Origin of the sequence: Lacinutrix sp. (genome assembly GCF_029238095.1) — a bacterium.
Lineage (GTDB): Bacteria > Bacteroidota > Bacteroidia > Flavobacteriales > Flavobacteriaceae > Lacinutrix.
This window is the reverse complement of the sequence record NZ_JAQWGS010000013.1, coordinates 1-25,207: the sequence shown is the minus strand read 5'-3', so window position 1 is coordinate 25,207 and position 25,207 is coordinate 1. Positions and strand designations below refer to the sequence as shown.

Here is a 25,207-nt window from a genome sequence, read left to right as displayed (position 1 = left end):
TTCTACAACTATAAACAACAAATAAAATGGGAAAAGGATTTTTTAATGTACCTATTGCGGTAAACGAGCCTGTAAGAGCTTATGCTCCTGGATGCGAACATCGCGAAGCAATTTCTAAAGCATACCAAGACATGTATAATAACGTTTTAGACGTGCCAATGTACATTAATGGTAAAGAGGTCTCAACTGGAAACACAAAACCTATGTCGCCTCCACACGATCATAAACACGTGGTTGGCCACTACCATTTAGCAGAAAAATCTCATGTTGATGAAGCTATTTCTACTGCATTAGCAGCTAAAGAAAATTGGGCAAACATGCCATGGGAACACAGAGCAGGAATCTTTTTAAAAGCAGCTGAATTAATTGCTGGACCATACAGAGCTCGAATAAATGCAGCTACTATGATGGCACAGTCTAAAACCATACACCAAGCAGAAATTGATGCGTCTTGCGAACTTATAGACTTTTTACGTTTTAATGTGCAGTACATGACAGATATGTTTCATGAACAACCTGAAAGCACAAGTGACGCATGGAACAGACTAGAATACAGGCCTCTAGAAGGTTTTGTTTATGCTGTTTCACCTTTTAACTTTACAGCTATTGCTGGAAACTTACCATCTTGCATGGCAATGATGGGAAATGTTGTGGTTTGGAAACCAAGTGACTCTCAAATTTATTCTGCAAAAGTAATCATGGATGTTTTTGAAGAAGCTGGAGTACCTCCAGGTGTAATAAACGTTGTTTTTGGTGATCCAAAAATGATTACAGATGTTGTGTTAGCAAGTCCAGATTTTTCTGGATTACATTTTACAGGATCTACTTATATATTTAAAGAACTTTGGAAACAAATTGGAAATAACATCCATAACTATAAAACATATCCAAAAATTGTAGGTGAAACTGGTGGTAAAGATTTTATTGTTGCCCATAAAACAGCAAACCCAACACAAGTAGCAACAGCAATTGCTCGTGGAGCATTTGAATTTCAAGGACAAAAATGTAGTGCTGCTTCTAGAGCTTATATTTCTAAAAGTATATGGAATGATGTTAAAGAGCAATTAGTAAAAGATGTAAAATCTTTTAAAATGGGATCACCAGCAGATATGGAAAATTTTATTACTGCAGTTATACACGAAGGTTCTTTTAATAAACTAGCAAATTATATTGACAAAGCAAAAGCAGATAAAAATACAGAAATTATTGTAGGTGGAAACTACGATAAAACTAAAGGGTATTTTATTGAACCTACAGTTATTGTAACTGATGATCCAAAATACACTACCATGTGCGACGAATTATTTGGACCAGTAATTACAATTTATGTTTTTGATGATAAAGATTTCTCTAAAACATTAAAATTAGTTGATGAAACAAGTGATTACGCATTAACAGGTGCTATTTTAGCTCAAGATAGATATGCAATATTAGAAGCAACAAAAGCATTACAAAATTGTGCCGGAAACTTTTATATTAACGACAAACCTACAGGTGCTGTTGTAGGACAACAACCATTTGGAGGCGCTCGAGGCTCTGGAACTAACGATAAAGCAGGAAGTATTTTAAACTTACAGCGTTGGGTTTCACCAAGAATGATTAAAGAAACATTTGTAACACCTACAGACTATAGATATCCTTTTTTAGGAGAATAAATTTTTTGCTTTAAAAATACAAATCCAAAGCCTTTAGCTTTGGATTTTTTTGTGCATTAATTTTAGTATATTGTAATGTTAAATTTTACAGAAATTATGAAAAAAATCTACTCTTTATTTATTATACTTCTTTCTGCTTCAAGTTTTGCTCAAGAATTTAAACCATTAGATTATTCAAATTTTGATTTTTCAGATTTAAAAACCAACCTCTTCATTAAAAATGTAAGTCCGTTATCTTCTATTGCAAAAAATAGTGACACCTACACAATGTATGGGTTTTTACAGCAATATAAAGAGTTCGCAAACAATGACAACAACGGATTATTTGACAACTTTAAAAACTTACAACGTTTTAATCAACCTATAAATTATTCTAAAACTATTAGTATTGGGTTAATGCATGTAGAATACGAAACATTAAATAAAGAAAGTTTAAATAGAAATGATGTTATTCTTAAAAACAAAAAAGTAGAACGTGTAAATTCTAACTACATATTTAATTATAACACTTCAACACTTATTAGTCCACTAACATCTACCAAAAGAGGATTAGAAACATCTTATATTTTAAATGATGATTTTTATGTAAATAACACATCTATAGATATTGTCTCAATACAAGCAAATTTTAATGATGGTAATGGGTTGATCGCTTTAGCTTCTAACACTCCTATAAATATAAACTACACAACAGAAGGTAAAAAGAATATTACTTTTATTATAGAATTATCTAATGGAGACATTATAACAAGACATTCAAGTATTATTATTGAGGCTTCGAGAAAAGATATTGCTTTAGCTAATAGAATGACATCTTCGGAAATTACATCTTCAATTGTTCCCAATTTAACCGCATATTCTGGAGCAACATCACATGCAGGATTAGCAGAATATGAAGTGTTTTTAGGAGCAGACAACGTCTTAGATAAACCTATTTTTATTATTGATGGTTTCGACCCAAGTGATAGTAGAAATATAGCTGGCCTTTATAGTTTACTAGATTTTGATAATAATGGAACTACTGAAAACCTCGCTGATAAAGTTAGAAATGACGATGATTTTGATGTTGTATTAATTAACTTTCCAACGTACTTTTTACTTTCTAATGGTACATTACAATCTTTATCTAATTCAACAGATGTTAACGGAGATACAGTTATAGATACTTTAGATTATCCAGGCAGTACACTTGTAGATGGAGGCGCAGATTTTATAGAACGTAACGCTTTTAGTGTTGTTGATATAATAAACCTTATTAATTCTCAAAAAACAGGTAGCGAAGAAAATGTTATTATTGGACCAAGTATGGGAGGGCTAATTTCTCGCTATGCTTTAAATTATATGGAAGCGAATAGCTTAACGCACGAAACGCGTTTGTGGTTATCTTTCGATTCTCCTCATTTAGGCGCAAATGTGCCAATAGGTTTCCAACATTTATTTAATTATTTAGGTTACGGTTTAGATACTTGGGTAGGCGATTTTAGTCTTGAAGCTGTAAGACCAATTGTAGATGGCATGCTAAAATCTCCAGCAGCAAGACAGATGCTTACAGATCATTTTGAACCTCATCTAGAAAATGGAGAAATTGCAGAGTTTGACTCTAGCATCTTATTACCAGTAGCTCATGACTATTCGGTTACTTTTTTTAGTGGAATTAATAGTCTTACCACTTCTGGTTTTCCAGAAACGACACGAAATGTTTCTTTAATTAATGGAAGCGGTATTGGTAATCCTTACCAAGATAAAAATGGAAATGATTTAGATCCTGGCGATAAAGTTATTGATGCTTTTTTACCAAGTGTTGCCTTCTTAACCGATGCTTATTTTGATACTTGGTTTACACCTTATGCAAATCAAACTATTAAAATTGATGATATTTGGATTGATGCGCCATTTTTATGCTTTTGTGATATTCATGCTGAACCAGATTCTAAAGCTTTTTCCTTTTCTGATGGAATAGATGCAGCACCTGGCGGATTATTCGATTTAGGCGCATTAGCCGCTGGAATGGTTGGAACAGATCCAACTATTGACGCCTTTTTTGCAGCTCTATCTACAGATTATTTTAACTTTATTCCTACTGTTAGCGCAATGGCTTTGAGTACAAACCCAAATTTAGATTGGTTTCAAAATATAAATTTAGGAAATGGTGACACACCTTGGGATGCTACAACAACAACCAATTCGCAAACACCATTTGTAAACTGGTATATGCCAGATAATAATGAGCCTCATGTAACACTAACTCAACAAAACGTAAACTTTGCTTTGAGTGAAATTATTGAAGACAATACTTTAAATACTGAATTTTTTGATTCTAATTTTATTAAAGTTAAAAACAATCCTTTTAACAATACACTAACACTGTTAAGTTCTTCTTTAATTAATAATGCTAATGTTTCTATTGTGGACATTACTGGAAAAGTAGTTTATAACTCTCAACAAAACATTAATAAGGAAGCACAAATTACTCTTAATATAGCCTCAGGTATTTACATTTTAAATATTAAAACTAACGAAAATTATACTTTTCGAACAAAAATAATTAAGCAATAACAAATTATACCTAACAAAAATGGCTTCCAAATGGTAGCCATTTTATTTAATTAAAAACAATTATTAGTCGAAATCTTTATTTTCTCCTAAATCTGCTTTTTGAATATTTAATGCTTTATTATCTGGACCAACTACAAAAGCAACTAACTCTAAATTATCAGTGTTTTGAACACTTCCAGGAACTGTTAAAGTATAATTAGCAGTATAAGTACTTCCTGTTTCTGTATTAGCAGCAGGAATAGCATCTCCAAAAACATCTGTAAACACAGTACGTGCTACAAGATCATGAACAAAACCAACAATTGGGTTACCTGTTTGGTACCAAGGACTAGAAGAATCTCCATTATAATAATTTACTTGATTATACACTAAACCATTCTCTAATAGATATACAACTATTCTGTTTTGAGAATTTACTTTTAAATCATAGTGCACTTTTACCTCAGCAGAAATTGTATTCCCAGAAAGAGAAGAATTTATTGCTAATCCCATGTTTTGTCTTGTATTAATATAAGCAGTTAATTGGTTAAAATTTTCATTCCAAGTTGATGTTCTATTGATTTTAGCTGTAGGAAAACCGTTAACTCCAAAAGTATTTTCCATCTGATTAGCGTATGGAAATAACATTTGGTTATCATCATGAATAGCAACAGGAATTATGTTACCATTTTGATTCACTGCATCTTCTAGAGCAGAAGCAACTCTTGGACAATAACCACACCAAGTTCCTGTATAGTCTTCAATCATTACTTTAGTTGTGTGAGTAGAAGCTACAGCATTTAATTCAACTGTATTAGAAGTTAATGTACTACCATCTGGTAATGTATAAGTAGCATAAGCATTATAAACACCAGCACTAGAGAATGTAGCAGGATTGTTAAGTGTTCCAGACTCAGCAGTATAAGTTGCTAAACCAGTTAAATTGTTACCTAAATTATCTGTAACTACAAAAGTAGCACCTTCAGTATCGTACCAAAAAGCATTGGTATTAGTTGTCATTGTAATAGAAGATGGTGTAGGAACCTCCTCTACTGTTATGGTTGTAGAGTTTGTAAGACTTCCACTTGTAGCAGTAACATTATAAGACCCAACAGTATTAAAAGTGTAAGGGTTAGAGATTACAGCCAACTTCTTTTTAATTCATTACAACTAAAATAATAGGCATTAAAAAAGGCTTCCTTAATGGAAGCCTTTTTTTATATAAGCTTTAAAATTATGTTTAAAAATAAAACCCAAAACTACCAGTGACTCCAAATTTTCTAGCATCTGGATTTACAATAGGATCTAGATAATTGCCTCTAAAATTAAAGTCTATTCTAAAGACTTTAAAAATATTTCCAACACCTAAACTGTATTCATAATACGCTTCTTTATTAGGTGATACATAAGTTAAACCAGAAGCATTAATATCTCTATTTTGTTGAGATACGTTGCCCATTACACCTCTAAAACCTACTATGGCTCTTAGATTATATTTTTTAAGCAACGGTATTCTTGAAAATAAGCGTCCATTAAAATTATGTTCTACATGAAGTGTTGCATATTCATCTGTAACAAACTCATAGAAATCTAGGTTAGAAAACGTGTTGTAAATTGAAAAATAACTTTGGTTTCCTGGCACAACACTCATTAAACCTAACGGAATTTCGCCATATGTTTTACCTACTTCTATGCTAGTAGTTAAACGGCCCAAACTCCCTAAAGCCCATGGTTGATAGTAAGAGAATTGAAGTTTTTTATAATCGAAATCACTATTAAAAAGATTTGGAACTCCAACTGTAACTTGAGCAAAAAGTCTTGCAAAATCATCGTTTTTAGTTCTACGTTCAACACCAAAACCTGTCATTTCTCGTTTTGGAAAATACGACAAAGATAAAGCTGTTTCATATTGCTTAACTTCTGATTCTGTTGTGGTTTGTGTTGCATCTGTAAAGTAGTCTAAGCTAAAAGTTGGTGAAGCAGATTCAAGCGTTTTATAAGTACCACTTAAGCGTGTTATAAAATTACGCATAGGTTCTAGTTCTATAGCTGCTGTTGTTAAATTAACACTGGTTAACTTGTCATTAATTCCAGTATTGGCAACAGATGAAGATGCAAAACTTCGTCCTAAAACATCTGTAGAACTTGTTAAGCTTGCGCCTATTTGCTCTACATCTCTTCTATTTCCTCCAGAGATAATTAATCTACTTTTCTTATCAATCAACCATTTACCAGATATGCCATATTTAAATTTATCGTCTTTAAAACCATAAGCAACAAATCCTTCTAAACGCCATAAATCGTTCTGACCAAAGTAGGTTCTACCACCTCCACGTAATCGTACACCTTCTACTTCATTATATCCAAAGGTTGAAAAAATAGGTCCATAATCTAGATTTAGCTCATCGAACTCTATGTAACCAGAGGCCAAAATACTTCCTAAATTATAGAGTCGTTTAAACTTTTTAGTTTTCTTTAAAGAATCTAGCATCACATATACGCCTTTTTCATCTTTACTTAAAGATTCCATTCTGTTTTTATCCCAAAAGGCATCATCTTGATTGTAAAGATCTTCATCAAAACTATACGTCTTCTGTTTATAAAATTTAGGCTCTTTCTTTTCATTAAACTTGTAGTTGTTGTACAAAGTAGTACGTTTTCCATAAATACCTTGGGACTTTTCTTTTTTATTAAAAGCAAAATCAGACATAAAATAGTCTCGTTTTATTAAAAAAGTAGAATCGTTTAAAACATCGAACTCTTGCTCTATATATATTTCTTTAACCCAATTAATATTTGCACTTTTTGAGGCTTGCATATTAATTTCCTTAATTGCATAAGTAGAATCTGCAACCCAAAAATCGCCTTTAAAAGTTAATTCGTTTTTACGTCTTGGATAATAAATAATATTATAACACCATTTATTATCTATGTATGCACTATCTGCTAGTACATAGTTATACGTTTGGATTCCTGTTCTAGAAATTGGACTAGTAAAACTCTTATCGAAAAACTTTAAATAGTTATTATACACATCGTAATCGCTGTATAAATCGTCAACAAAATCTATAATAACTTGGTTATTACTAAATCCGGAATTTTTGTTTCCTTTTAAAATCTCGCGTTTTTCGTTTATAACATTATCACCATATACTTGAGCTGAAGACTCGTTTATAAACATTGGTAAATAGGTTTTACCTGTAACCTTAGAAGTATCTACTTGTTCGAAAACAAATTCCATACCTCGAAATAATTTACTATTTATTGTTGCGCTATCAATAGTATTTAAATCGAACTCAACTTTTTCATACTTATCGTACTGGTATTGTTTGTACTGTTTTAATCCATTACTTCTTTTATTAGCCCATATTTTACGTAGTATATCTATTGCTGGATTATTTTTCTTTGGTTGCTTTCCACTTACAAGAACTACTTCATCAAGCGTAGCAGCATCTTCTTTAAGCACCACATTAAACTTATAATTTACTTTTTGAGTTAACTTTACTTTTTGTGTTTGGAAACCAACAAAAGAATAAACTATGGTTTCGTGCGTTTCATCATCTTCTATGTAATAAGTACCATTCTCATCTGTGGAGGTTCCAATGCTTGTGCCTTCAAAATAAATATTAACATAAGGAACTGGGTCGTTTGCATCGTCGTACACATGACCACTAACTTTAGTTTGAGCTAATGTAGAGATACAAACAAAAAATAATATTAACAATAAGTACTTTTTCATAGGAGTCGAATATAAACAAAAAACTTCATCAACAATTGTGCTAATGAAGTTTGATAAAAAAAATTTGTTGTTTTTATTTATACATCACCTTTTTAACTGCTTTAATTACCTCTGTATAATCTGGTAACCATTCTGCTAATAATACTGGTGAATATGGTGCAGGAGTATCTGCTGTATTAATTTTTACTACAGGAGCATCTAAATAATCGAAAGCCTCGGCTTGTACCATGTAAGTTATGTCTGTAGACACGTTTCCAAAAGGCCACGCTTCTTCTAAAACCACCAAACGGTTTGTTTTTTTAACCGATTTTAAAATCGCTTCTTTATCCAAAGGTCTAACTGTTCTTAAATCAATTATTTCACAAGAAACACCTTCTTTTGCAAGCTCGTCTGCTGCTTTATAGGCTTCTTTAATAATTTTACCAAAAGAAACAATAGTTACATCTGTTCCTTCTCTTTTAATTTCTGCTACTCCTAAAGGTATTGTGTATTCGCCCTCTGGCACTTCTCCTTTATCGCCATACATTTGTTCACTTTCCATAAAAATTACAGGATCGTCATCGCGTATTGCAGATTTTAATAATCCTTTAGCATCATAAGGATTTGAGGGCACAACCACTTTTAAACCAGGCGTGTTAGCAAACCAGCTTTCGAAAGCTTGAGAGTGTGTAGCTGCTAACTGACCAGCAGAAGCTGTTGGACCGCGAAAAACAATTGGACATTTAAATTGCCCACCAGACATTTGTCTAATTTTTGCCGCATTGTTTATTATTTGATCAATACCAACTAATGAGAAATTAAAAGTCATGTATTCTACAATAGGTCTATTACCAGTCATAGTAGAACCAATAGCTATACCTGCAAATCCTAGTTCTGCAATTGGAGTATCTATAACGCGCTTAGCACCAAACTCATCTAGCATCCCTTTAGATGCTTTATAAGCACCATTATATTCTGCTACTTCCTCACCCATTAAATAAATGCTTTCATCTCTACGCATTTCTTCACTCATGGCTTCACATATAGCTTCTCTAAATTGAATTGTCTTCATATTCTTTATAAAATTGAAAACAAAAATAAGAATATCTCTAAACTAATACAGAAGAATTTATTTAAAATTTACTATGCGTGCATAGTATTTTTTGAAATAAAATAATTATCTTCGTAACCTGAAAACTGAAGCCGCAATTACAAATTATACGATATCGTTATAGTTAATCGCTTCTCAAAAAAAATAGTCTTAATTAAATAATAATATATATGAAAATTTTAGTGTGTATTAGCCATGTTCCAGATACTACATCGAAAATTAATTTTACAGATGGAGATTCTAAATTCGACACTAATGGTGTACAATTTGTAATTAACCCTAACGATGAGTTTGGTTTAACACGTGCTATGTGGTTTAAAGAAAAACAAGGTGCAAGTTTAGATGTTGTTAATGTTGGTGGAGTAGAAACAGAACCCACTTTACGTAAAGCTTTAGCTATTGGTGCAGATGCTGCTATTAGAGTAAATGCCGAAGCTAAAGATGGCTTTCAAGTCGCTAAAGAATTAGCAAAAGTAGTACAAGATGGTGGATATGATTTAGTAATTGCTGGACGTGAGTCTATAGATTATAATGGCGCTATGGTACCTGGAATGCTTTCAGAATTAATAGGAGCAAACTTTGTAACTAATTGTATTAGCCTAGATATTGAAGGCACAAATGCAACAGCAATAAGAGAAATTGATGGCGGAAAAGAAACAGTTACTACAAGTTTACCTTTAGTTATTGGTGGACAAAAAGGGTTAGTAGAAGAAAGCGATTTACGCATTCCTAACATGAGAGGTATTATGATGGCTCGTAAAAAACCTTTAACAATTGTTGAAGCTACAGATGCTGAGACAGAAACTGCTTCTATAGAATTTAAAAAGCCAGCTCCAAAAGGCTCAGTTACTTTAGTAGATGCAGGAAATTTAGACGAGCTAATAAACTTACTTCATAACGAAGCAAAGGTAATTTAATAACCAAATCTCAAATACAAATTCTAACAGGTCGTGTTTAGTAATTTAGTTTTTGAAATTTATATTTATAAAAAATATTATGTCAGTTTTAGTATATACAGAATCAGAAAACGGAAAATTTAAGAAAACAGCCTTAGAGGTTGCTTCTTATGCAAAAGCAGTAGCCAACCAACTAGGAACTACTGTTACTGCTGTAACAGTTAATGCAGCAAACACAAGTGAATTAGGAAATTACGGTGTAGATAAAGTACTAAATGTATCTAATTCGACTTTAGAAAAATTTAATGCAAAATCTTATGCTGAAGTAATAAAACAAGCAGCAGAACAAGAAGGCGCAAAAGTAGTTGTCATTAGCCAAAGTGCAGATAGCAAATATTTAGCACCTATTTTAGCAGTAGGACTCCATGCTGGTTATGCTCCAAATGTTGTAGAAGCACCATCAAATACTGCGCCTTTTACAGTAAAACGTACGGCATTTACAAATAAAGCATTTAACATGACGACTATAAATACAGATGTAAAAATAGTTGGTGTTTCTAACAATGCCTTTGGTTTAGTTGAAAACAGTGCAAGTGCTACATCTGAAGATTTTTCTCCATCAATTCCGGAATCTGGAGTTAGTGTACAATCTGTTGACAAAGCTACAGACAAAGTAACCATTGCAGATGCAGAAACAGTAGTATCAGCAGGTCGTGGATTAAAAGGTCCAGAGAATTGGGGAATGATAGAAGAGTTAGCCGAAGTTCTTGGAGCAGCAACAGCCTGTTCTAAACCAGTAAGTGATTTAGGCTGGAGACCACATAGTGAACACGTAGGACAAACAGGAAAACCTGTAGCCTCTAATTTATATATTGCTATTGGTATTTCTGGAGCCATTCAGCATTTAGCTGGAATTAACGCTAGTAAAGTAAAAGTAGTTATTAATACAGATCCTGAAGCACCTTTCTTTAAAGCTGCAGACTATGGAGTTGTAGGTGATGCTTTTGAAGTAGTACCAACACTTATCGAAAAATTAAAAGCATTTAAAGTGGCAAACGCTTAATTTTTTATAAATTGTGCTCGTAAAAAAAGCGGTTTAAATTGCATTTTACAATTTAAATCGTTTTTTCATTTATTATATATGAGTTTAGTAAGACTAAAAATAAAAGGAATATCGTACAGCCAAACTCAAAATGGCGCGTATGCATTGATATTGAATGAAGTAGATGGCGAACGTAAATTACCAATAGTTATAGGAGCTTTTGAAGCGCAATCTATTGCTATTGCACTTGAAAAAGAAATTAGACCACCACGTCCACTCACTCACGATTTATTTAAAAATTTTGCAGATCGATTTGATATTGTTGTTAAACAAGTCATTATACATAAATTAGTAGATGGTGTTTTTTATTCGAGCTTAATTTGCGAACGTGATAAAATCGAAGAAATAATAGATGCCAGAACTAGCGACGCTATCGCTCTAGCTTTACGTTTTCAAGCGCCTATTTTTACTTATAAAAACATCTTAGATAAAGCCGGAATTTACTTAAAAGCAGATCCAAATAAAGAAGAGAATGAGGACATCGACATCGACAGTATTCTGGTTGAAGATATTATTAACGAAGAATTAGAATTTACTGATAAAGAAGATTATAAATCTCACACTTTAGAAGAATTAAACAACCTCCTTAACGATGCTGTTGCAAACGAAGACTACGAAAAAGCAGCAAAAATTCGCGATGAAATTTCTAAACGCTAACCTTATGATTAAGAATATACTATTCGCTATTGCAGCTATTTTTTTTGGAATAACAACTGCTTCAGGTCAAGAATTAGAAAAGGTTTGGGAAATGGATGTTTCAGTAAATCAACCAGAAGAATCTATATTTCCACCTATTCCTACTCTAGAACTAAAAGAAGGAAGTTTTGAAATTTCTTCTATACATTCTAAAGAAAAAGCTTTTGGAGATTATTTATATCAAAACAACCTACTTATTTTTTATTTTGAAGCTCCCAAAGACACTATTTATACTTTTAAAATTGCCACTAAAACAGATTCTACATTAGTACTCTCAGAAAAAGGTAGTATTTATTCATTTAGAAGTAAAACTTCTGATGATATAGTTCCTATTGAAACTGCTATAACTGACACCATAATACCAAGTCAAGGCTTCTCATTTAACAGCTTATGGAGAGGAGTTTTAGGCATGATTTCGCTAATATTTATTGCGTTTTTATTTAGTAGTAATCGTAGAGCTGTGAATTGGAAAACAGTGGGAATTGGTTTAACTTTTCAATTAATTATTGCCATTGGAGTTTTAAAAATTGGTTTTATAAAAACAATATTTGAATTTGTAGGAAAAATTTTTATTAAAATATTAGGCTTCACACAAGCTGGTAGCAAATTCCTTTTTGGAGGCTTCATGGATGTTACCTCTTATGGATTTATATTCGCATTTCAAGTACTACCTACAATTTTATTCTTTTCAGCATTAACTTCAGTGCTCTTTTATTTAGGTATCATTCAAAAAGTAGTTCAGGCCATGGGATGGTTATTAACTAAACTATTAGGTATTTCTGGAGCAGAAAGTTTAAGTGTTGCAGGTAATATATTTCTAGGTCAAACAGAAGCGCCACTTCTTATTAAAGCCTATTTAGAAAAAATGAATAAATCTGAAATCTTACTAGTTATGATTGGTGGAATGGCTACAGTAGCAGGTGCAGTTTTAGCAGCCTACATTGGCTTTCTTGGTGGTGATGATGAAGCTTTAAAACTAGTATATGCAAAACACTTGCTTGCAGCTTCTGTAATGGCTGCTCCTGGAGCTATAGTAATTTCTAAAATACTGTTTCCTCAGACCGAAAAAATCAATACTGATGTAGCTGTATCTCAAGAGAAAATAGGCTCTAACTTTTTAGATGCAATTGCAAATGGAACTACCGAAGGTTTAAAACTTGCAGTTAATGTTGGAGCGATGCTTTTGGTTTTTGTAGCTTTCATTGCTATGGTAAATTACGGATTGTTAAAGATAGGCACTATAGGAGGTTTAAATGAATGGGTTAGTGCTAACTCACCATATCAAGCTTTATCATTAGAAGCCATGTTAGGAACCATTTTTTCGCCTTTAATGTGGTTAATTGGTGTAGCAAAAGAAGACATTATGTTAATGGGACAACTTCTAGGCATTAAATTAGCAGCGAGTGAATTTGTAGGTTACATTCAATTAGCAGATCTTAAAAATGTATCGAATGTAACACATTTAACCTACGAAAAATCTATAATCATGGCAACATATATGTTGTGTGGATTTGCAAACTTCGCTTCTATTGGAATTCAAATTGGAGGTATTGGTTCTCTTGCGCCAGGACAACGCAAGCAACTTTCTAAATTTGGTATGAAGGCTTTAATTGGTGGTACAATTGCCTCATTAATTTCTGCTACTATTGCTGGAATGATAATTGGGTAAAACCGTTAATAACTTTTAATATAAAACAAAGCTTCAATTCACTAGACTTGAAGCTTTTTTATATTTTTAACCACACATATTTTTGTCATTCTGAGCTTAGCGAAGAATCTCAATATATTAATACTTTAGTTAACTAAAAAAGATTCCCACTTTCGTGGGAAATGAATATGAAGCAATACCACGATTTAGTACAGCACGTTTTAAAAAACGGAAACGAAAAAGGAGACAGAACAGGAACAGGAACTAAAAGTGTTTTTGGTTACCAAATGCGATTCAATTTAAGCGAAGGTTTCCCAATGGTTACTACAAAAAAACTACACTTAAAATCTATTATTTACGAACTACTTTGGTTCTTAAAAGGCGATACAAATATTAATTACCTAACAGAGAATGGTGTAAAAATATGGAATTCTTGGGCAGATAAAAATGGTGATTTAGGTCCTGTTTATGGGCACCAATGGCGTAATTGGAATAGTGACGAAGTAGACCAAATTACAGAAGTTATTCATACTCTAAAAAACAACCCAAACAGTAGACGTATGCTAGTTTCTGCTTGGAATCCTTCAGTATTACCAGACACTTCAAAATCTTTCGATGAGAATGTTGCCAATGGCAAAGCTGCCTTACCTCCTTGTCATGCATTCTTTCAGTTTTATGTAGCAGACGGCAAATTATCTTGCCAACTATACCAACGTAGTGCAGATATTTTTTTAGGCGTACCTTTTAACATTGCATCTTATGCATTATTTACAGAAATGATGGCACAAGTTTGTGGTTACCAAGCGGGAGAATTTATTCATACTTTTGGTGATGCACATATTTACAACAATCATATAGAACAATTAGAATTACAATTATCTCGAGAGTGTAGACCTTTACCAAAAATGAAACTCAATCCAGAGATTACCAATATTTTCGATTTTAACTTTGAAGATTTCACATTAGAAGATTACAATCCACATCCACACATTAAAGGTACAGTTGCTGTTTAAATTATGAAAAACGTTATAATAATTATTATATTATTTATTTCAAATATTGTATTTTCTCAATATGAAATAAACGCCGAGCAAGTTCCTTCTTTTAATAGAATAGATAAAGAATCCAACCATACAACTGCTTTAAATTCTTTAAACCATAATATTCAAGATTTTATAGCCAATACAGTATCTCAAAATTTTGTGAAACAATACTTTAAACCACAAGATTCAATTGAGTTTAATTTTAACATGATAATAAGTAAAAATGGTATTGTAAACTCTATTAATATTAATACAGACGTTTCAGTTTTTAATGAAGAAATTAAAAGAGTCTTGTTGCTATTACCTAAGTTTTCACCTGGAAAAGCTTTAATTGTAAAAACACCTCAAGATTTTTATTTCACTTATATACCTCAATATTACGTTAACGATAACTATGAGCTAAAGTCCATTCATAGATATAAACTTGAAGAACACTTAAATATTAACTCTGGAGAAGTACCAATAATAGTTACTGCAAGCAAACTTGGCTATAAACTTTTAGCTCAAAAAGTTGAGGGAAGCCTTTTTTTTCATCTTTCAGAAGATAGAACAGTTAATGATTTATATTTTGAATCGCCTCATGTTAATTTCGACATTATGTTGAAAAAAGTATTAAGTGAAACCGATTTATCAACGGTATCTATTTTCTCTAATTTAGAAACAAACACCTGTTATTCAATGCCATTTAAGATTACTATTAATGAAACTTTTGGCAACAAATCATTTATCTCAGAAAGCAATCAAGATTTAAAATTATTACAAACTATCAATAAAAGTACTCAGATTGAAAATGGGCCAATTTTATCGAGTTGTAATAAACTTAAAACTAACCAACAGAAGCTACTTTGCACAAAAAAGAAAATAATTCAAATTGTTGGTAGAAATTTAAATGATGAATTTAGCAAAAAGCACAAACTTAATGGAAGTCATCGCGTTTTTGCTTATTTCGATGTTAATGAAAAAGGCGAAGTTGAAAACATAAAAATAAATGGATCTCATTATGCAGTAAGAAATGATGTAGCTAATGCAATTAAAATGCTACCTGTTTTTATTCCTGCAACAAAGGATGGAAAACCAGTAAAAGCATCTTATAGTTTACCGTTTACTTTTAATTTTTAATTTTTAATAAAGAATTATTGGTTTACTAATTTTTGTTACCTATTTATAAATATATCATAGTTTTTTTGCTGATTTAACAGCCAACTTGAAATACGTAAAAAGATGATAATCAAACGTAAACATTTGATTGTTAAATAAAAAAATTAAAATTGGTATTAAATTTCTAACTTTACATCTTTAATAGAAATTATGTTCGGAAAAAAGAAACAAAAACCGCAAATAGACCAAGAACAATTAGCGCTTATAGAAAACGCTCAACGTCGGGTAAAACAAAAAAAAGGATTATATGTTCATTTTGTGGTGTTCTTAATTGGAGCAGTTTTTTTAATTCTTGCAAATACAGTTTTAGGCATTGGTAAAGACTTTACTATTTTTGGATTAAACTGGTTTGTAATTGCTATTTCTGTTTGGTTGTTTTTCTTTTTATATCATGCTTTTAATGTTTTCATTACCTATAAATTCATGGGAAAAGACTGGGAAAAAACACAAATAGAAAAATTAGTTGCTAAACAACAAGAAAAGATTGAAACTTTAAAAAACAACCTAGTCTCAACTACAACAGAAACTAAAATAGAGCCTCATAAAAACCTTACTATTATTGTTGCTGCTGGAGAAAATAATGAAATAGGAAAAAATAACGACCTTATTTGGCATTTAAAAGACGATTTAAAACGTTTTAAAGCACTTACTTCTGGACACCATATAATTATGGGACGTAAAACGTTTGAAAGCTTCCCGAAACCATTGCCTAATAGAACTCATGTTGTAATTTCAAGACAAAAAGATTACCAAGCTCCAGAAGGTGTTTTAGTAGTAAATTCTATAGAAGATGCCATAGATGCAGCAAGTGGAGACAGTCAACCTTTTATAATTGGTGGAGGTGAAATTTACAAACAAGCCTTGCCTTTTACTTCTAAAATAGAACTCACACGCGTACATTCTACATTTGATGCAGATACTTTTTTTCCAGAAATAAACAAGAATGAATGGACAGAAACACAAAGTAAAATTCATGCGCAAGACGAAAACCATAAGTATACGTTTTCTTTTTTGACTTATGAGAGACGTTAAGTGTGTTAAAAAAATAATCATAATTACGCTATTCAATCTAAGTTTAGTCTCCTTTAGTCAAGAAAAATCAAGTCTAAAGATAGAGTCTATTAATAACGGAACTGGAATTTACACATTAGAAAAAAATGATGATAGATCTGGTGTTTCAGGAGTAATTCAAGCTAACTTTAAATTAGATAATCATCTTTTATCATCAAGTATTTCATTGGGTTTAGGCGTTTTAAACGAAGATGAAATTCTAAAAAACACAGTCCACACTTTTATTACTTTCGACCTATTGTATGGAAGAAGGATACTGTTTAATGAGAATTTATATCTAAACCTTTTTTCTGGAATAGGCATTTTGGAACAAACAAAACTTAAGAATAAAGAAAATGGAACCAGCTTAAATATTCCAATTCAATTACAACTTTATTTTTCCGTTAGCTCAAAACTTGATTTAGGTATTATGCCAAGATTAAATTTAAATAATAAAAACACAATAAGCATGTATTTGTTTTCTATAAATTTGAAACTATAATTTTTCCTAATTTTGCAACATGGTAAAAGACATTCAGCTTCGCTTAACTTTAAAAGACGAAGAACGTAGTGATATATTGCTGATTAAAGCAGCTCAATATTTAAGTATTCCAAAAGCAGATATAACAGGAATAAAAGTGTTGCGAAAATCTATTGACGCTAGAAAGCCAAAAATTATACTTAATTACAAATTATCTATTTATATAAAAGAGGCTTTACCAGAAAAATCAGAATATCAATTTGACTATAAAGATGTTTCTAAAGCAAAATCTATACATATTATTGGTTTTGGTCCAGCTGGAATGTGGGCAGCTTTACGTTGTATAGAATTGGGTTTTAAACCCATTGTTTTAGAACGCGGAAAAAATGTGAAAGATCGCAGACGCGATTTAAAAGCCATAAACCAAGATCATTTTGTAAACGAAGACTCTAACTATTGCTTTGGAGAAGGAGGTGCAGGAACTTACAGTGATGGTAAATTGTATACCAGAAGTTTAAAACGTGGTGATGTAAGAAAAATATTCGAAAACTTAGTGTTTCATGGCGCAACAGAGCAAATTTTAGTAGATGCACATCCACATATTGGAACTAATAAACTACCAAAAGTGGTCCAGAATATTCGTGAGAATATTATTAAGTTTGGCGGAGAAGTTCATTTTAATACGCGTGTAACAGATTTTAATATTAAAAATAAAAAGATAAAATCTATAGTACTAGAAAATGGAAACGAAATGACAACAGAACGTGTTATTTTGGCAACTGGACATTCGGCTAGAGACATTTTCTATCTGTTAGATAAAAAGAAAATAGCACTAAAAGCTAAATCTTTTGCCATGGGAGTTCGTGTAGAACATCCACAACATATTATAGACGCTATTCAATACCATTGTTCTGGCGAACGACACGAATCTTTACCAGCTGCATCTTACAGCTTAGTACAACAAGTAAAAGAGCGTGGCGTATACTCTTTTTGCATGTGCCCAGGAGGCTTTATTGTTCCAGCAGCAACAGCCAATGGCGAAGTAGTTGTTAACGGAATGTCACCTTCTAAACGCAATAATAAATTTGCAAATTCTGGAATTGTAGTAGAAATTAACGCAGACCAAGACATTCCTAAATACGAACAATTTGGAGCCTTAAAAGGCTTAGAATACCAAAAGAATTTAGAACGTATTGCGTTTACTTCTGGTGGACGAACACAAACTGCACCAGCACAACGTTTAACAGATTTTGTTGAAGGTAAATTATCGAGTACTTTAAACGAAACTTCTTATCAACCTGGCTTAAATAGTGCGCCATTACACTCGCTTTTACCAAAGTTAATTGGTAGTAGATTACGCAAAGGTTTTGAAGCTTTTGGTAGAAAAATGAATGGTTATTATACAGAGGAAGCCAACGTAATAGGTGTAGAATCGCGCACAAGTTCTCCTGTAAATATTCCAAGAACCGAAACTTTAGAGCATCCAGAAATTTCAAATTTATTTCCATGTGGTGAAGGTGGTGGTTATGCTGGAGGCATTATTAGTGCTGCAATGGATGGTGAACGCTGTGCTGAGGCTGCAGTGGTTGGGTTGTAATTAACCTTAAACTAAACTATAAAAAGATATAAGTCTTCAAATTGGTCTTGGTTCTTTTTAAAGAATTTATTCCTATTTTTGTCATTCAAAATTAAACCATGAAAGCATACATATTTCCAGGTCAAGGCGCTCAATTCTCAGGAATGGGTTTAGACTTATACGAAAAGGCACCAGAAGCACAACATTTATTTGAAGATGCCAATGAAATTTTAGGATTTCATATCACAGACATTATGTTCGAAGGCACTGCTGAAGCTTTAAAAGAAACTAAAGTAACACAACCAGCTATTTTTTTACACTCTGTAATATTGGCAAAAACTTTAGGCGAAAGCTTTAAACCAGATATGGTTGCAGGACATTCTCTTGGAGAATTCTCTGCTTTAGTTGCAAATGGCGCATTAACCTTTGAAGATGGCTTACGCTTAGTCTCACAACGTGCTTTAGCCATGCAAAAAGCTTGCGAATTACAACCTAGTACAATGGCTGCTGTTTTAGGTTTAGAAGATAGTATCGTTGAACAAATATGTAATGATACCAAAGGTATTGTTGTTGCTGCAAATTATAACTGTCCAGGACAATTAGTTATCTCTGGTGAAATAGATGCCATAAATAGAGCGTGCGAAAGCCTTAAAGAAGCTGGAGCTAGACGTGCTTTAGTATTACCAGTTGGTGGTGCCTTTCATTCACCTATGATGGAGCCTGCTCGTGAAGAACTTGCTGCAGCAATAGAAAATACAACATTTAGCAAGCCTAATTGCCCAATATACCAAAACGTAACTGCAAGTGCTATTATTAATGAAGCAGAAATTAAAGCTAATTTAATTTCACAATTAACAGCTCCTGTACGTTGGACGCAATCTGTAGAACAAATGATTAAGGATGGTGCTACATTGTTTACAGAAGTAGGTCCTGGAAAAGTATTACAAGGTTTAGTAAAGAAAATTAACAGAGAGGCTGAAACTGCTTCTGCAACTATAGAAAGCGCTTCATAACATGAAAAATAAAAGAACGCTTTTAATCGTTTTGCTTGTTATTTTTAATATTGCCATAGACCAAATTTCTAAATTTTGGATAAGAGCAAATGTTATTGCTGGAAGTAAATCTCAAATTATTGGAGATTATTTTACATTACACAATGTTGAAAACGAAGGTGCTTTTTTAGGTTTAGGAAGTGACTTTAATCCTATATTAAAGATTATACTCCTTAATGTTTTACCAATTGTGGTCTTAGCATTAGTTCTTTTACATGTGTTTAGAGATAAAAATCTAGATAAATTTTCTCTCATTGGATTCTGTTGCATTATAGGTGGTGGAGTTGCCAATATTTACGATAGAATACTCTACAAATCTGTAACAGATTTTTGGCATATAGATTTAGGTGGTGTTTTTAGAACAGGTATTTTTAACATTGCAGATATGTCTGTTATGCTAGGAATGGGATTACTTCTTCTTGGAAATTTTAAAAAGAAAAAGGCATAAAAAAGCCTCGATAAATATCGAGGCTTTTTTTGTTTATTTTACTAAAACACAGTCTTCACAGTCTTTAACTTCACCATAATATGTCTCTCTATATTTATGTAAAGTTTTAATTGGTATACCAAGAAATTGTTTTTTAATGTAGGTTACTCTTGCATTTAGACGTCCCATTTTAGGAGCAAATCTGTTCTCTAATTTTGTTTTTCTTTTTACTTGTATCAGTTTCATAATATCTATTTCATTGAGCTACAAAGAAACCAAGATATTTTACCAATTACAAATATTTTCAGCTAAGTATTTGTTAATCAACTTATTAATTTTAAATTAACAATGATAATGCATTAAAATTGAAAGACCCTTAAAAAGTTACTGCTAATGATTAGAATATGATAATGTAAATTAAAGTGTTTTTTGCCATTTCCAAGCAGAATCCATAGCATCATCTATTGTAGACTTGGCTTTCCAACCTAAAATTTCGTTTGCTTTTTTAGTATCTGCATAGGCAGAAATAACGTCTCCTTCTCGTCTATTTACAATTTTATAATTTAATTTTTGTTTAGAAACACGCTCGAAAGCTTGAATAACCTCTAGTACAGAACTTCCTTTTCCTGTTCCTAAATTAAAAATTTCAAAATTATCTTGGTGCTTTTTATTTAGTAATCGTTCTAATGCTACTACATGTGCATTAGCTACATCTACTACATGTATATAATCGCGAATACATGTTCCATCTGGAGTTGGATAATTATTTCCATACACAGATAATTGCTCACGAATTCCCAAGGCTGTTTGTGTAATATAGGGTACCAAATTTTGAGGCACTCCAATTGGAAGCTCTCCAATTTTAGCAGATTTATGTGCTCCAATTGGGTTAAAATAACGCAATGCTATAGCGTTAAAATTTTGGTTTGCTCTGCAAGTATCTTTAATAATTGCTTCTCCTATTTGTTTGGTATTACCGTATGGAGATTCGGCTGGTTTTATTGGTGCTGCTTCTGTAATTGGCATAGCATCTGCTTGACCATAAACTGTACACGAAGAGCTAAAAATAAAATTAGAGGTTTCTTTCTTGTCTAATTCTTGTAGTAAATAAATTAATGTATTTATATTGTTCTCGTAATACAATAATGGGTTCTCCACACTTTCACCAACGGCTTTACTTGCTGCAAAATGAATAACTCCGCAAATATCTGTATGCTTTTTTAAAAAGTGTTTGGTTTTAAGCTTGTCTCTTAAATCGAAATTTTCGAACTCAGGTGTTTTATTGGTAATCGCTACAATACCTTCTAACACACTTATAGATGAATTAGATAAATTATCTACTATTACTACTTTAAATCCTGCTTCTTGAAGCGCAACAACAGTATGAGACCCAATATATCCTAATCCTCCTGTTACTAATATTTTTACCATTTCTTAAATTAGTCTTTAAATTATGTGCTATTCTAGAGTTTGCGAGAAGGATGGAAACGGCATCCTTTTTTGCTATTTTTATAGCAAAAAAGATACAGTGGACAGCCTGACTTTTGGCCAATAAAAGCCAAAAGACTCGCCCAAATTTTATTAATTATTATCTACAAAATCTATTATAGTTTCGGTAATAAATGCAATTTGTTCGTTATCTAATTCCGTATGCATTGGTAGAGAGATAACTTCTTTAACCAACTGGTTAGTAACTTTAAAATTAGCTTCGTCATAACGTGAATCTAAATATGCTTTTTGCTTATGCAAAGGGATTGGATAGTAAACTCCACAAGGGATTCCTTTGCTGTTTAGGTGTTTAACTAAAGCATCTCTATCTGCATTTTCAATCTTTAAAGTATATTGGTGGAATACGTGGCAATCGCAAGTATCGCAAATACTTTCGCAGCCATTTACTGTTTTAGGTGTTGTAATATTTGGGTGGTTAGCAAAGACTTTGTTATAAACTCTTGCAGCATTTCTTCGTGCGTTATTGTATTTATCTAAATGTGGTAGTTTAGCATCTAAGACTGCTGCTTGTATAGAATCTAAACGAGAATTTACACCTACAACATCATGATGGTAACGTTCGTACATTCCATGATTAACAATACCTCGAAGCGTGTGAGCTAAATCGTCGTCGTTGGTAAAAATGGCTCCTCCATCTCCGTAGCATCCAAGGTTTTTAGATGGAAAAAAAGATGTTGAAGCGACATGACCAATAGTTCCTGACATTGCTTTTTCACCTTTACTGTTTGTGTATTTTGCACCAATACCTTGCGCATTATCTTCTATAACATATAAATTATGCTCCTTGGCTAGATCCATTAAAGCTTCCATATTTGCACATTGACCAAATAAGTGAACAGGAACAATTGCTTTAGTTTTTGGTGTAATTGCTTTTTTTACGGCTTCTATATTTATGTTAAAATCGTCTGGGTTTACATCTACTAAAACTGGTGTTAAATTTAGCAAAGCAATAACTTCTACTGTAGCAGCAAAGGTAAAATCGGCAGTAATAACTTCGTCTCCAGGTTTTAAGCCTAATCCCATCATTGCAATTTGTAAAGCATCTGTTCCGTTGGCACAAGGTATAACATGCTTAACACCTAAATAATTTTCTAAGTTTTTTTGAAACTCATGAACCTTTGGTCCATTTATAAACGTAGTAGTTTCTAAAACCTCTTGAATAGAATTATTTACTACTGTTTTTATTTGTTCATATTGGCCTTTAAGGTCAACCATTTGAATTTTTTTCATGTGTTTCTTTATTATTTTTTGTACGATTATATGTTAGATACAATATATTTTTATAGTAGTAATGTACTAACATTCACGATTTATTAAACGAATTTACAAAATTCGTAAATGCTATACAATGAATTATGTATTTTAGCACAACGCATTTTTTAAATTGAATTTATTGTACTCATTTGGAATATACATTAGCAGTTTTATTTTAAAAATTATCGCTCTTTTTAACACTAAAATAAAACGAGGTGTTACAGGACGTGAACAAACTTTTAAAACATTAAAAGAAAGTATTACTATTAAAGATAAGACCTTTTGGTTTCACTGTGCCTCTTTGGGCGAATATGAACAAGGCTTGCCTGTTTTTACAGAATTAAGACAGGATTATCCAGATCATAAAATTGTATTATCATTCTTCTCTCCTTCTGGATACGAAATAAGAAAAAACGCGCCATTTGCTGATACTGTGGTTTATTTGCCATTAGACACTAAAACAAATGCTAAACGTTTTTTAGATTTAGTACATCCAGAATTAACAATTTTTGTGAAGTATGAAATATGGCCTAATCTTTTAAAGGAATTAAAAGAAAGGCAATGCAAGGCTATTTTAATTTCGGCCTCATTTAGGGAAAGTCAATCTTTTTTTAAATGGTATGGCAAGCTCGCTAAATCTGCTTTATTTGCATTCGAACATATTTTTACTCAAAACGAACAATCAAAACTACTTTTAGAAAAAATAGGATACAAAAATGCAAGTGTTTCTGGTGATACTAGATTTGATCGTGTTTCTAATCAACTATTACAAAATAATACTTTAGAATTTATATCAGAATTTAAAGGAGATAATTTGTGCGTTGTTATTGGCAGTTCTTGGCCTGAAGACGAAAAGCTAATTGTAAAATATATTAATACACTAGCCAATAAAACCACCAAGTTTATAATAGCACCACACAATATTAAGCAAAACCAAATTGAAAACTTGAAACGAAGCATTGCAACATCTTGTTTATTATTTTCTGAAAAAGAAAATAAGCAGATTTCAGAATTCCAAGTTCTAATATTAAATACCATAGGGCTACTTACAAAAGTTTACACTTATGCAGATATTGCCTATGTAGGTGGAGCAGTAGGTACTACAGGTTTACATAATACTTTAGAGGCTGCTGTTTTTGGAGTACCAATAATAATAGGTAGTAATCACAAAAAATTTCCTGAAGCACAAGCCATGATTGATCACAAAGGTATGGTGTCTATTTCTAATCAAAAAGAATTAAATTATGCTTTTGATTTATTTATTACAAATAAAGTTGTTAGAGCAGAATATGGCTTAAATAATTACAATTATATTAAAAAAAACAAAGGCGCAGTAATCCAAATACTAAAGTTTTTACGTAATTAACCTAAGTAATTGACATATTGTCGATAACAAATAAAAAAATACTATATTAAAATGTTAAAATTTATAATCAAAATAGTATTTTTGCAAGAGAATTAATTTAAACACTAAAACCAATGAAAAAATTATTATTTAGCGCAGCTTTATTATTAGCTATAAGCGTAACGTTCACTTCTTGTAGAGAAGAAGCAGAAAAAACTGGAGATGCAATAGAGAATGCAGCAGAAGCAACTGGTGATGCTGTTGAAGCAACTGGTGATGCAATTGAAAGTGCAGGTGAAGCTGTTGGTGATGCTGCAAATGACGCAGTAGATGCTGCTGGAGATGTTGCTACAGATGCTGTTGATGCCGCTGGAAATGCAGTAGATGCTGTAAAAGAAGGAGCAAAAGATGCTGCTAACACAGTAGAAGATGGTGCTAAAAAAGCAGTTGATGCTACAAAAGAAACTGCTAAAGATGCTGCAAATGCTCTTAAAAAAGAAGCTGACAAACTATAATTTCTAAATTATAAAAAATTTCTTATTTATTAAAATCGCCTAAGTAACTTAGGCGATTTTTTTGTTTTATTACTAGAAATTAAGTGTCGTTAAAATTTAAAATACTTTTTGAAGTTTTTAAAATCAAAAAAACCGAAACTTTCGTTTCTGCTTTTCTTCTTTACTAGAGCAACCTTTCCATTCAGCGATTATCGAACCAGACAATTTTTGGTGAGTTTAATGAATATTCGGCAAGTTGTTTTTTGTTCTTTTTCTTATTAAAATTCGAATTCCAAAAAGCTTAACAACATGTGCGAGGTTCTGTCGCATCTAATGTAATGAAAAATTTTATTTTTTTATATTTACAACAAAAAGATGTTCAAAGGTCACTGTTTTCCTAAAGCAATCATATTACAAGCTGTTTACTTCAAATTAAGGTTTAGTCTTAGCTATAGAG

General features: G+C 32.0%; 21 protein-coding genes. 15 read left to right on the top strand and 6 right to left on the bottom strand.

The window, feature by feature from the left end; all coding sequences use genetic code 11:
- The first annotated feature begins 26 nt into the window (after nucleotides 1–26).
- Both pruA and P8H50_RS04245 read left to right on the top strand, forming a co-directional pair.
- The gene (gene pruA / locus P8H50_RS04250; RefSeq protein WP_300205946.1) at nucleotides 27–1,655 is read left to right on the top strand and encodes an L-glutamate gamma-semialdehyde dehydrogenase; all 1,629 of its coding nucleotides are present in this window, start codon (nucleotides 27–29) and stop codon (nucleotides 1,653–1,655) included.
- Between the two features lie 96 nt (nucleotides 1,656–1,751).
- Nucleotides 1,752–4,211: a T9SS type A sorting domain-containing protein gene (locus P8H50_RS04245; RefSeq protein ID WP_300205944.1), complete on the top strand. Its 2,460-nt coding sequence runs from the start codon at nucleotides 1,752–1,754 to the stop codon at nucleotides 4,209–4,211.
- Between the two features lie 63 nt (nucleotides 4,212–4,274).
- Here P8H50_RS04245 and P8H50_RS04240 read toward each other — a convergent pair whose 3' ends face one another.
- From P8H50_RS04240 to P8H50_RS04230, 3 genes are all read right to left on the bottom strand, one after another.
- Nucleotides 4,275–5,339, bottom strand: coding sequence for an Omp28-related outer membrane protein (locus P8H50_RS04240; protein ID WP_300205942.1), 1,065 nt, complete (start codon nucleotides 5,337–5,339; stop codon nucleotides 4,275–4,277).
- A 91-nt stretch (nucleotides 5,340–5,430) separates the two neighbouring features.
- Nucleotides 5,431–7,929, bottom strand: coding sequence for a DUF5686 and carboxypeptidase-like regulatory domain-containing protein (locus P8H50_RS04235; protein WP_300205940.1), 2,499 nt, complete (start codon nucleotides 7,927–7,929; stop codon nucleotides 5,431–5,433).
- 73 nt (nucleotides 7,930–8,002) lie between these two features.
- Nucleotides 8,003–8,980, bottom strand: coding sequence for a pyruvate dehydrogenase complex E1 component subunit beta (locus P8H50_RS04230; protein WP_300205938.1), 978 nt, complete (start codon nucleotides 8,978–8,980; stop codon nucleotides 8,003–8,005).
- A 209-nt stretch (nucleotides 8,981–9,189) separates the two neighbouring features.
- Between P8H50_RS04230 and P8H50_RS04225 the strand changes: the two genes are divergently transcribed.
- From P8H50_RS04225 to lspA, 11 genes are all read left to right on the top strand, one after another.
- Nucleotides 9,190–9,936, top strand: coding sequence for an electron transfer flavoprotein subunit beta/FixA family protein (locus P8H50_RS04225; RefSeq protein ID WP_300205936.1), 747 nt, complete (start codon nucleotides 9,190–9,192; stop codon nucleotides 9,934–9,936).
- 79 nt (nucleotides 9,937–10,015) lie between these two features.
- Nucleotides 10,016–10,978: an electron transfer flavoprotein subunit alpha/FixB family protein gene (locus tag P8H50_RS04220; RefSeq protein WP_300205934.1), complete on the top strand. Its 963-nt coding sequence runs from the start codon at nucleotides 10,016–10,018 to the stop codon at nucleotides 10,976–10,978.
- Between the two features lie 78 nt (nucleotides 10,979–11,056).
- A complete protein-coding gene (locus tag P8H50_RS04215) occupies nucleotides 11,057–11,674 on the top strand; it encodes a bifunctional nuclease family protein (RefSeq protein ID WP_300205932.1) in 618 nt (205 codons plus the stop codon).
- 4 nt (nucleotides 11,675–11,678) lie between these two features.
- Nucleotides 11,679–13,382: a nucleoside transporter C-terminal domain-containing protein gene (locus tag P8H50_RS04210; protein WP_300205930.1), complete on the top strand. Its 1,704-nt coding sequence runs from the start codon at nucleotides 11,679–11,681 to the stop codon at nucleotides 13,380–13,382.
- Nucleotides 13,383–13,549: 167 nt separating this feature from the next.
- Nucleotides 13,550–14,374 carry a thymidylate synthase gene (locus tag P8H50_RS04205; RefSeq protein WP_300205928.1) on the top strand — a complete coding sequence of 275 codons (825 nt, stop codon included), beginning with the start codon at nucleotides 13,550–13,552 and terminating at the stop codon, nucleotides 14,372–14,374.
- A gap of 3 nt (nucleotides 14,375–14,377) precedes the next feature.
- Complete coding sequence (locus tag P8H50_RS04200; RefSeq protein ID WP_300205926.1) at nucleotides 14,378–15,523, top strand: energy transducer TonB; 1,146 nt, start codon at nucleotides 14,378–14,380, stop codon at nucleotides 15,521–15,523.
- 189 nt (nucleotides 15,524–15,712) lie between these two features.
- On the top strand, nucleotides 15,713–16,594 hold the full coding sequence (locus tag P8H50_RS04195) for a dihydrofolate reductase (RefSeq protein WP_300205924.1): 882 nt from the start codon (nucleotides 15,713–15,715) through the stop codon (nucleotides 16,592–16,594).
- Nucleotides 16,581–17,114 (top strand): hypothetical protein, encoded by a 534-nt coding sequence (locus tag P8H50_RS04190; protein ID WP_300205922.1) that lies wholly within the window; start codon nucleotides 16,581–16,583, stop codon nucleotides 17,112–17,114. The genes P8H50_RS04195 and P8H50_RS04190 overlap by 14 nt, the downstream gene beginning before the upstream one ends.
- A 19-nt stretch (nucleotides 17,115–17,133) precedes the next feature.
- Nucleotides 17,134–18,690, top strand: a complete 1,557-nt coding sequence (locus P8H50_RS04185) for an FAD-dependent protein (RefSeq protein WP_300205920.1) — start codon at nucleotides 17,134–17,136, stop codon at nucleotides 18,688–18,690.
- Between the two features lie 98 nt (nucleotides 18,691–18,788).
- Nucleotides 18,789–19,682, top strand: a complete 894-nt coding sequence (fabD, locus tag P8H50_RS04180) for an ACP S-malonyltransferase (RefSeq protein ID WP_300205918.1) — start codon at nucleotides 18,789–18,791, stop codon at nucleotides 19,680–19,682.
- A gap of 1 nt (nucleotide 19,683) precedes the next feature.
- The gene (gene lspA, locus P8H50_RS04175; RefSeq protein WP_300205916.1) at nucleotides 19,684–20,169 is read left to right on the top strand and encodes a signal peptidase II; all 486 of its coding nucleotides are present in this window, start codon (nucleotides 19,684–19,686) and stop codon (nucleotides 20,167–20,169) included.
- Nucleotides 20,170–20,202: 33 nt separating this feature from the next.
- On the opposite strand, the gene P8H50_RS04170 is transcribed toward lspA, so the two are convergent.
- The 3 genes from P8H50_RS04170 to P8H50_RS04160 form a co-directional block, all read right to left on the bottom strand.
- Nucleotides 20,203–20,394, bottom strand: coding sequence for a hypothetical protein (locus tag P8H50_RS04170; RefSeq protein WP_300205914.1), 192 nt, complete (start codon nucleotides 20,392–20,394; stop codon nucleotides 20,203–20,205).
- A gap of 171 nt (nucleotides 20,395–20,565) precedes the next feature.
- Entirely contained in the window at nucleotides 20,566–21,579 is a 1,014-nt protein-coding gene (galE, locus tag P8H50_RS04165) for a UDP-glucose 4-epimerase GalE (protein WP_300205912.1), read from the bottom strand.
- Nucleotides 21,580–21,729: 150 nt separating this feature from the next.
- Complete coding sequence (locus P8H50_RS04160; RefSeq protein WP_300205910.1) at nucleotides 21,730–22,887, bottom strand: DegT/DnrJ/EryC1/StrS family aminotransferase; 1,158 nt, start codon at nucleotides 22,885–22,887, stop codon at nucleotides 21,730–21,732.
- Between the two features lie 163 nt (nucleotides 22,888–23,050).
- On the opposite strand from P8H50_RS04160, the gene P8H50_RS04155 reads away from it, so the two are divergent.
- A complete protein-coding gene (locus tag P8H50_RS04155) occupies nucleotides 23,051–24,277 on the top strand; it encodes a glycosyltransferase N-terminal domain-containing protein (RefSeq protein WP_366900954.1) in 1,227 nt (408 codons plus the stop codon).
- A gap of 113 nt (nucleotides 24,278–24,390) precedes the next feature.
- Complete coding sequence (locus P8H50_RS04150) at nucleotides 24,391–24,771, top strand: hypothetical protein (RefSeq protein ID WP_300205906.1); 381 nt, start codon at nucleotides 24,391–24,393, stop codon at nucleotides 24,769–24,771.
- Nucleotides 24,772–25,207 lie beyond the last annotated feature (436 nt).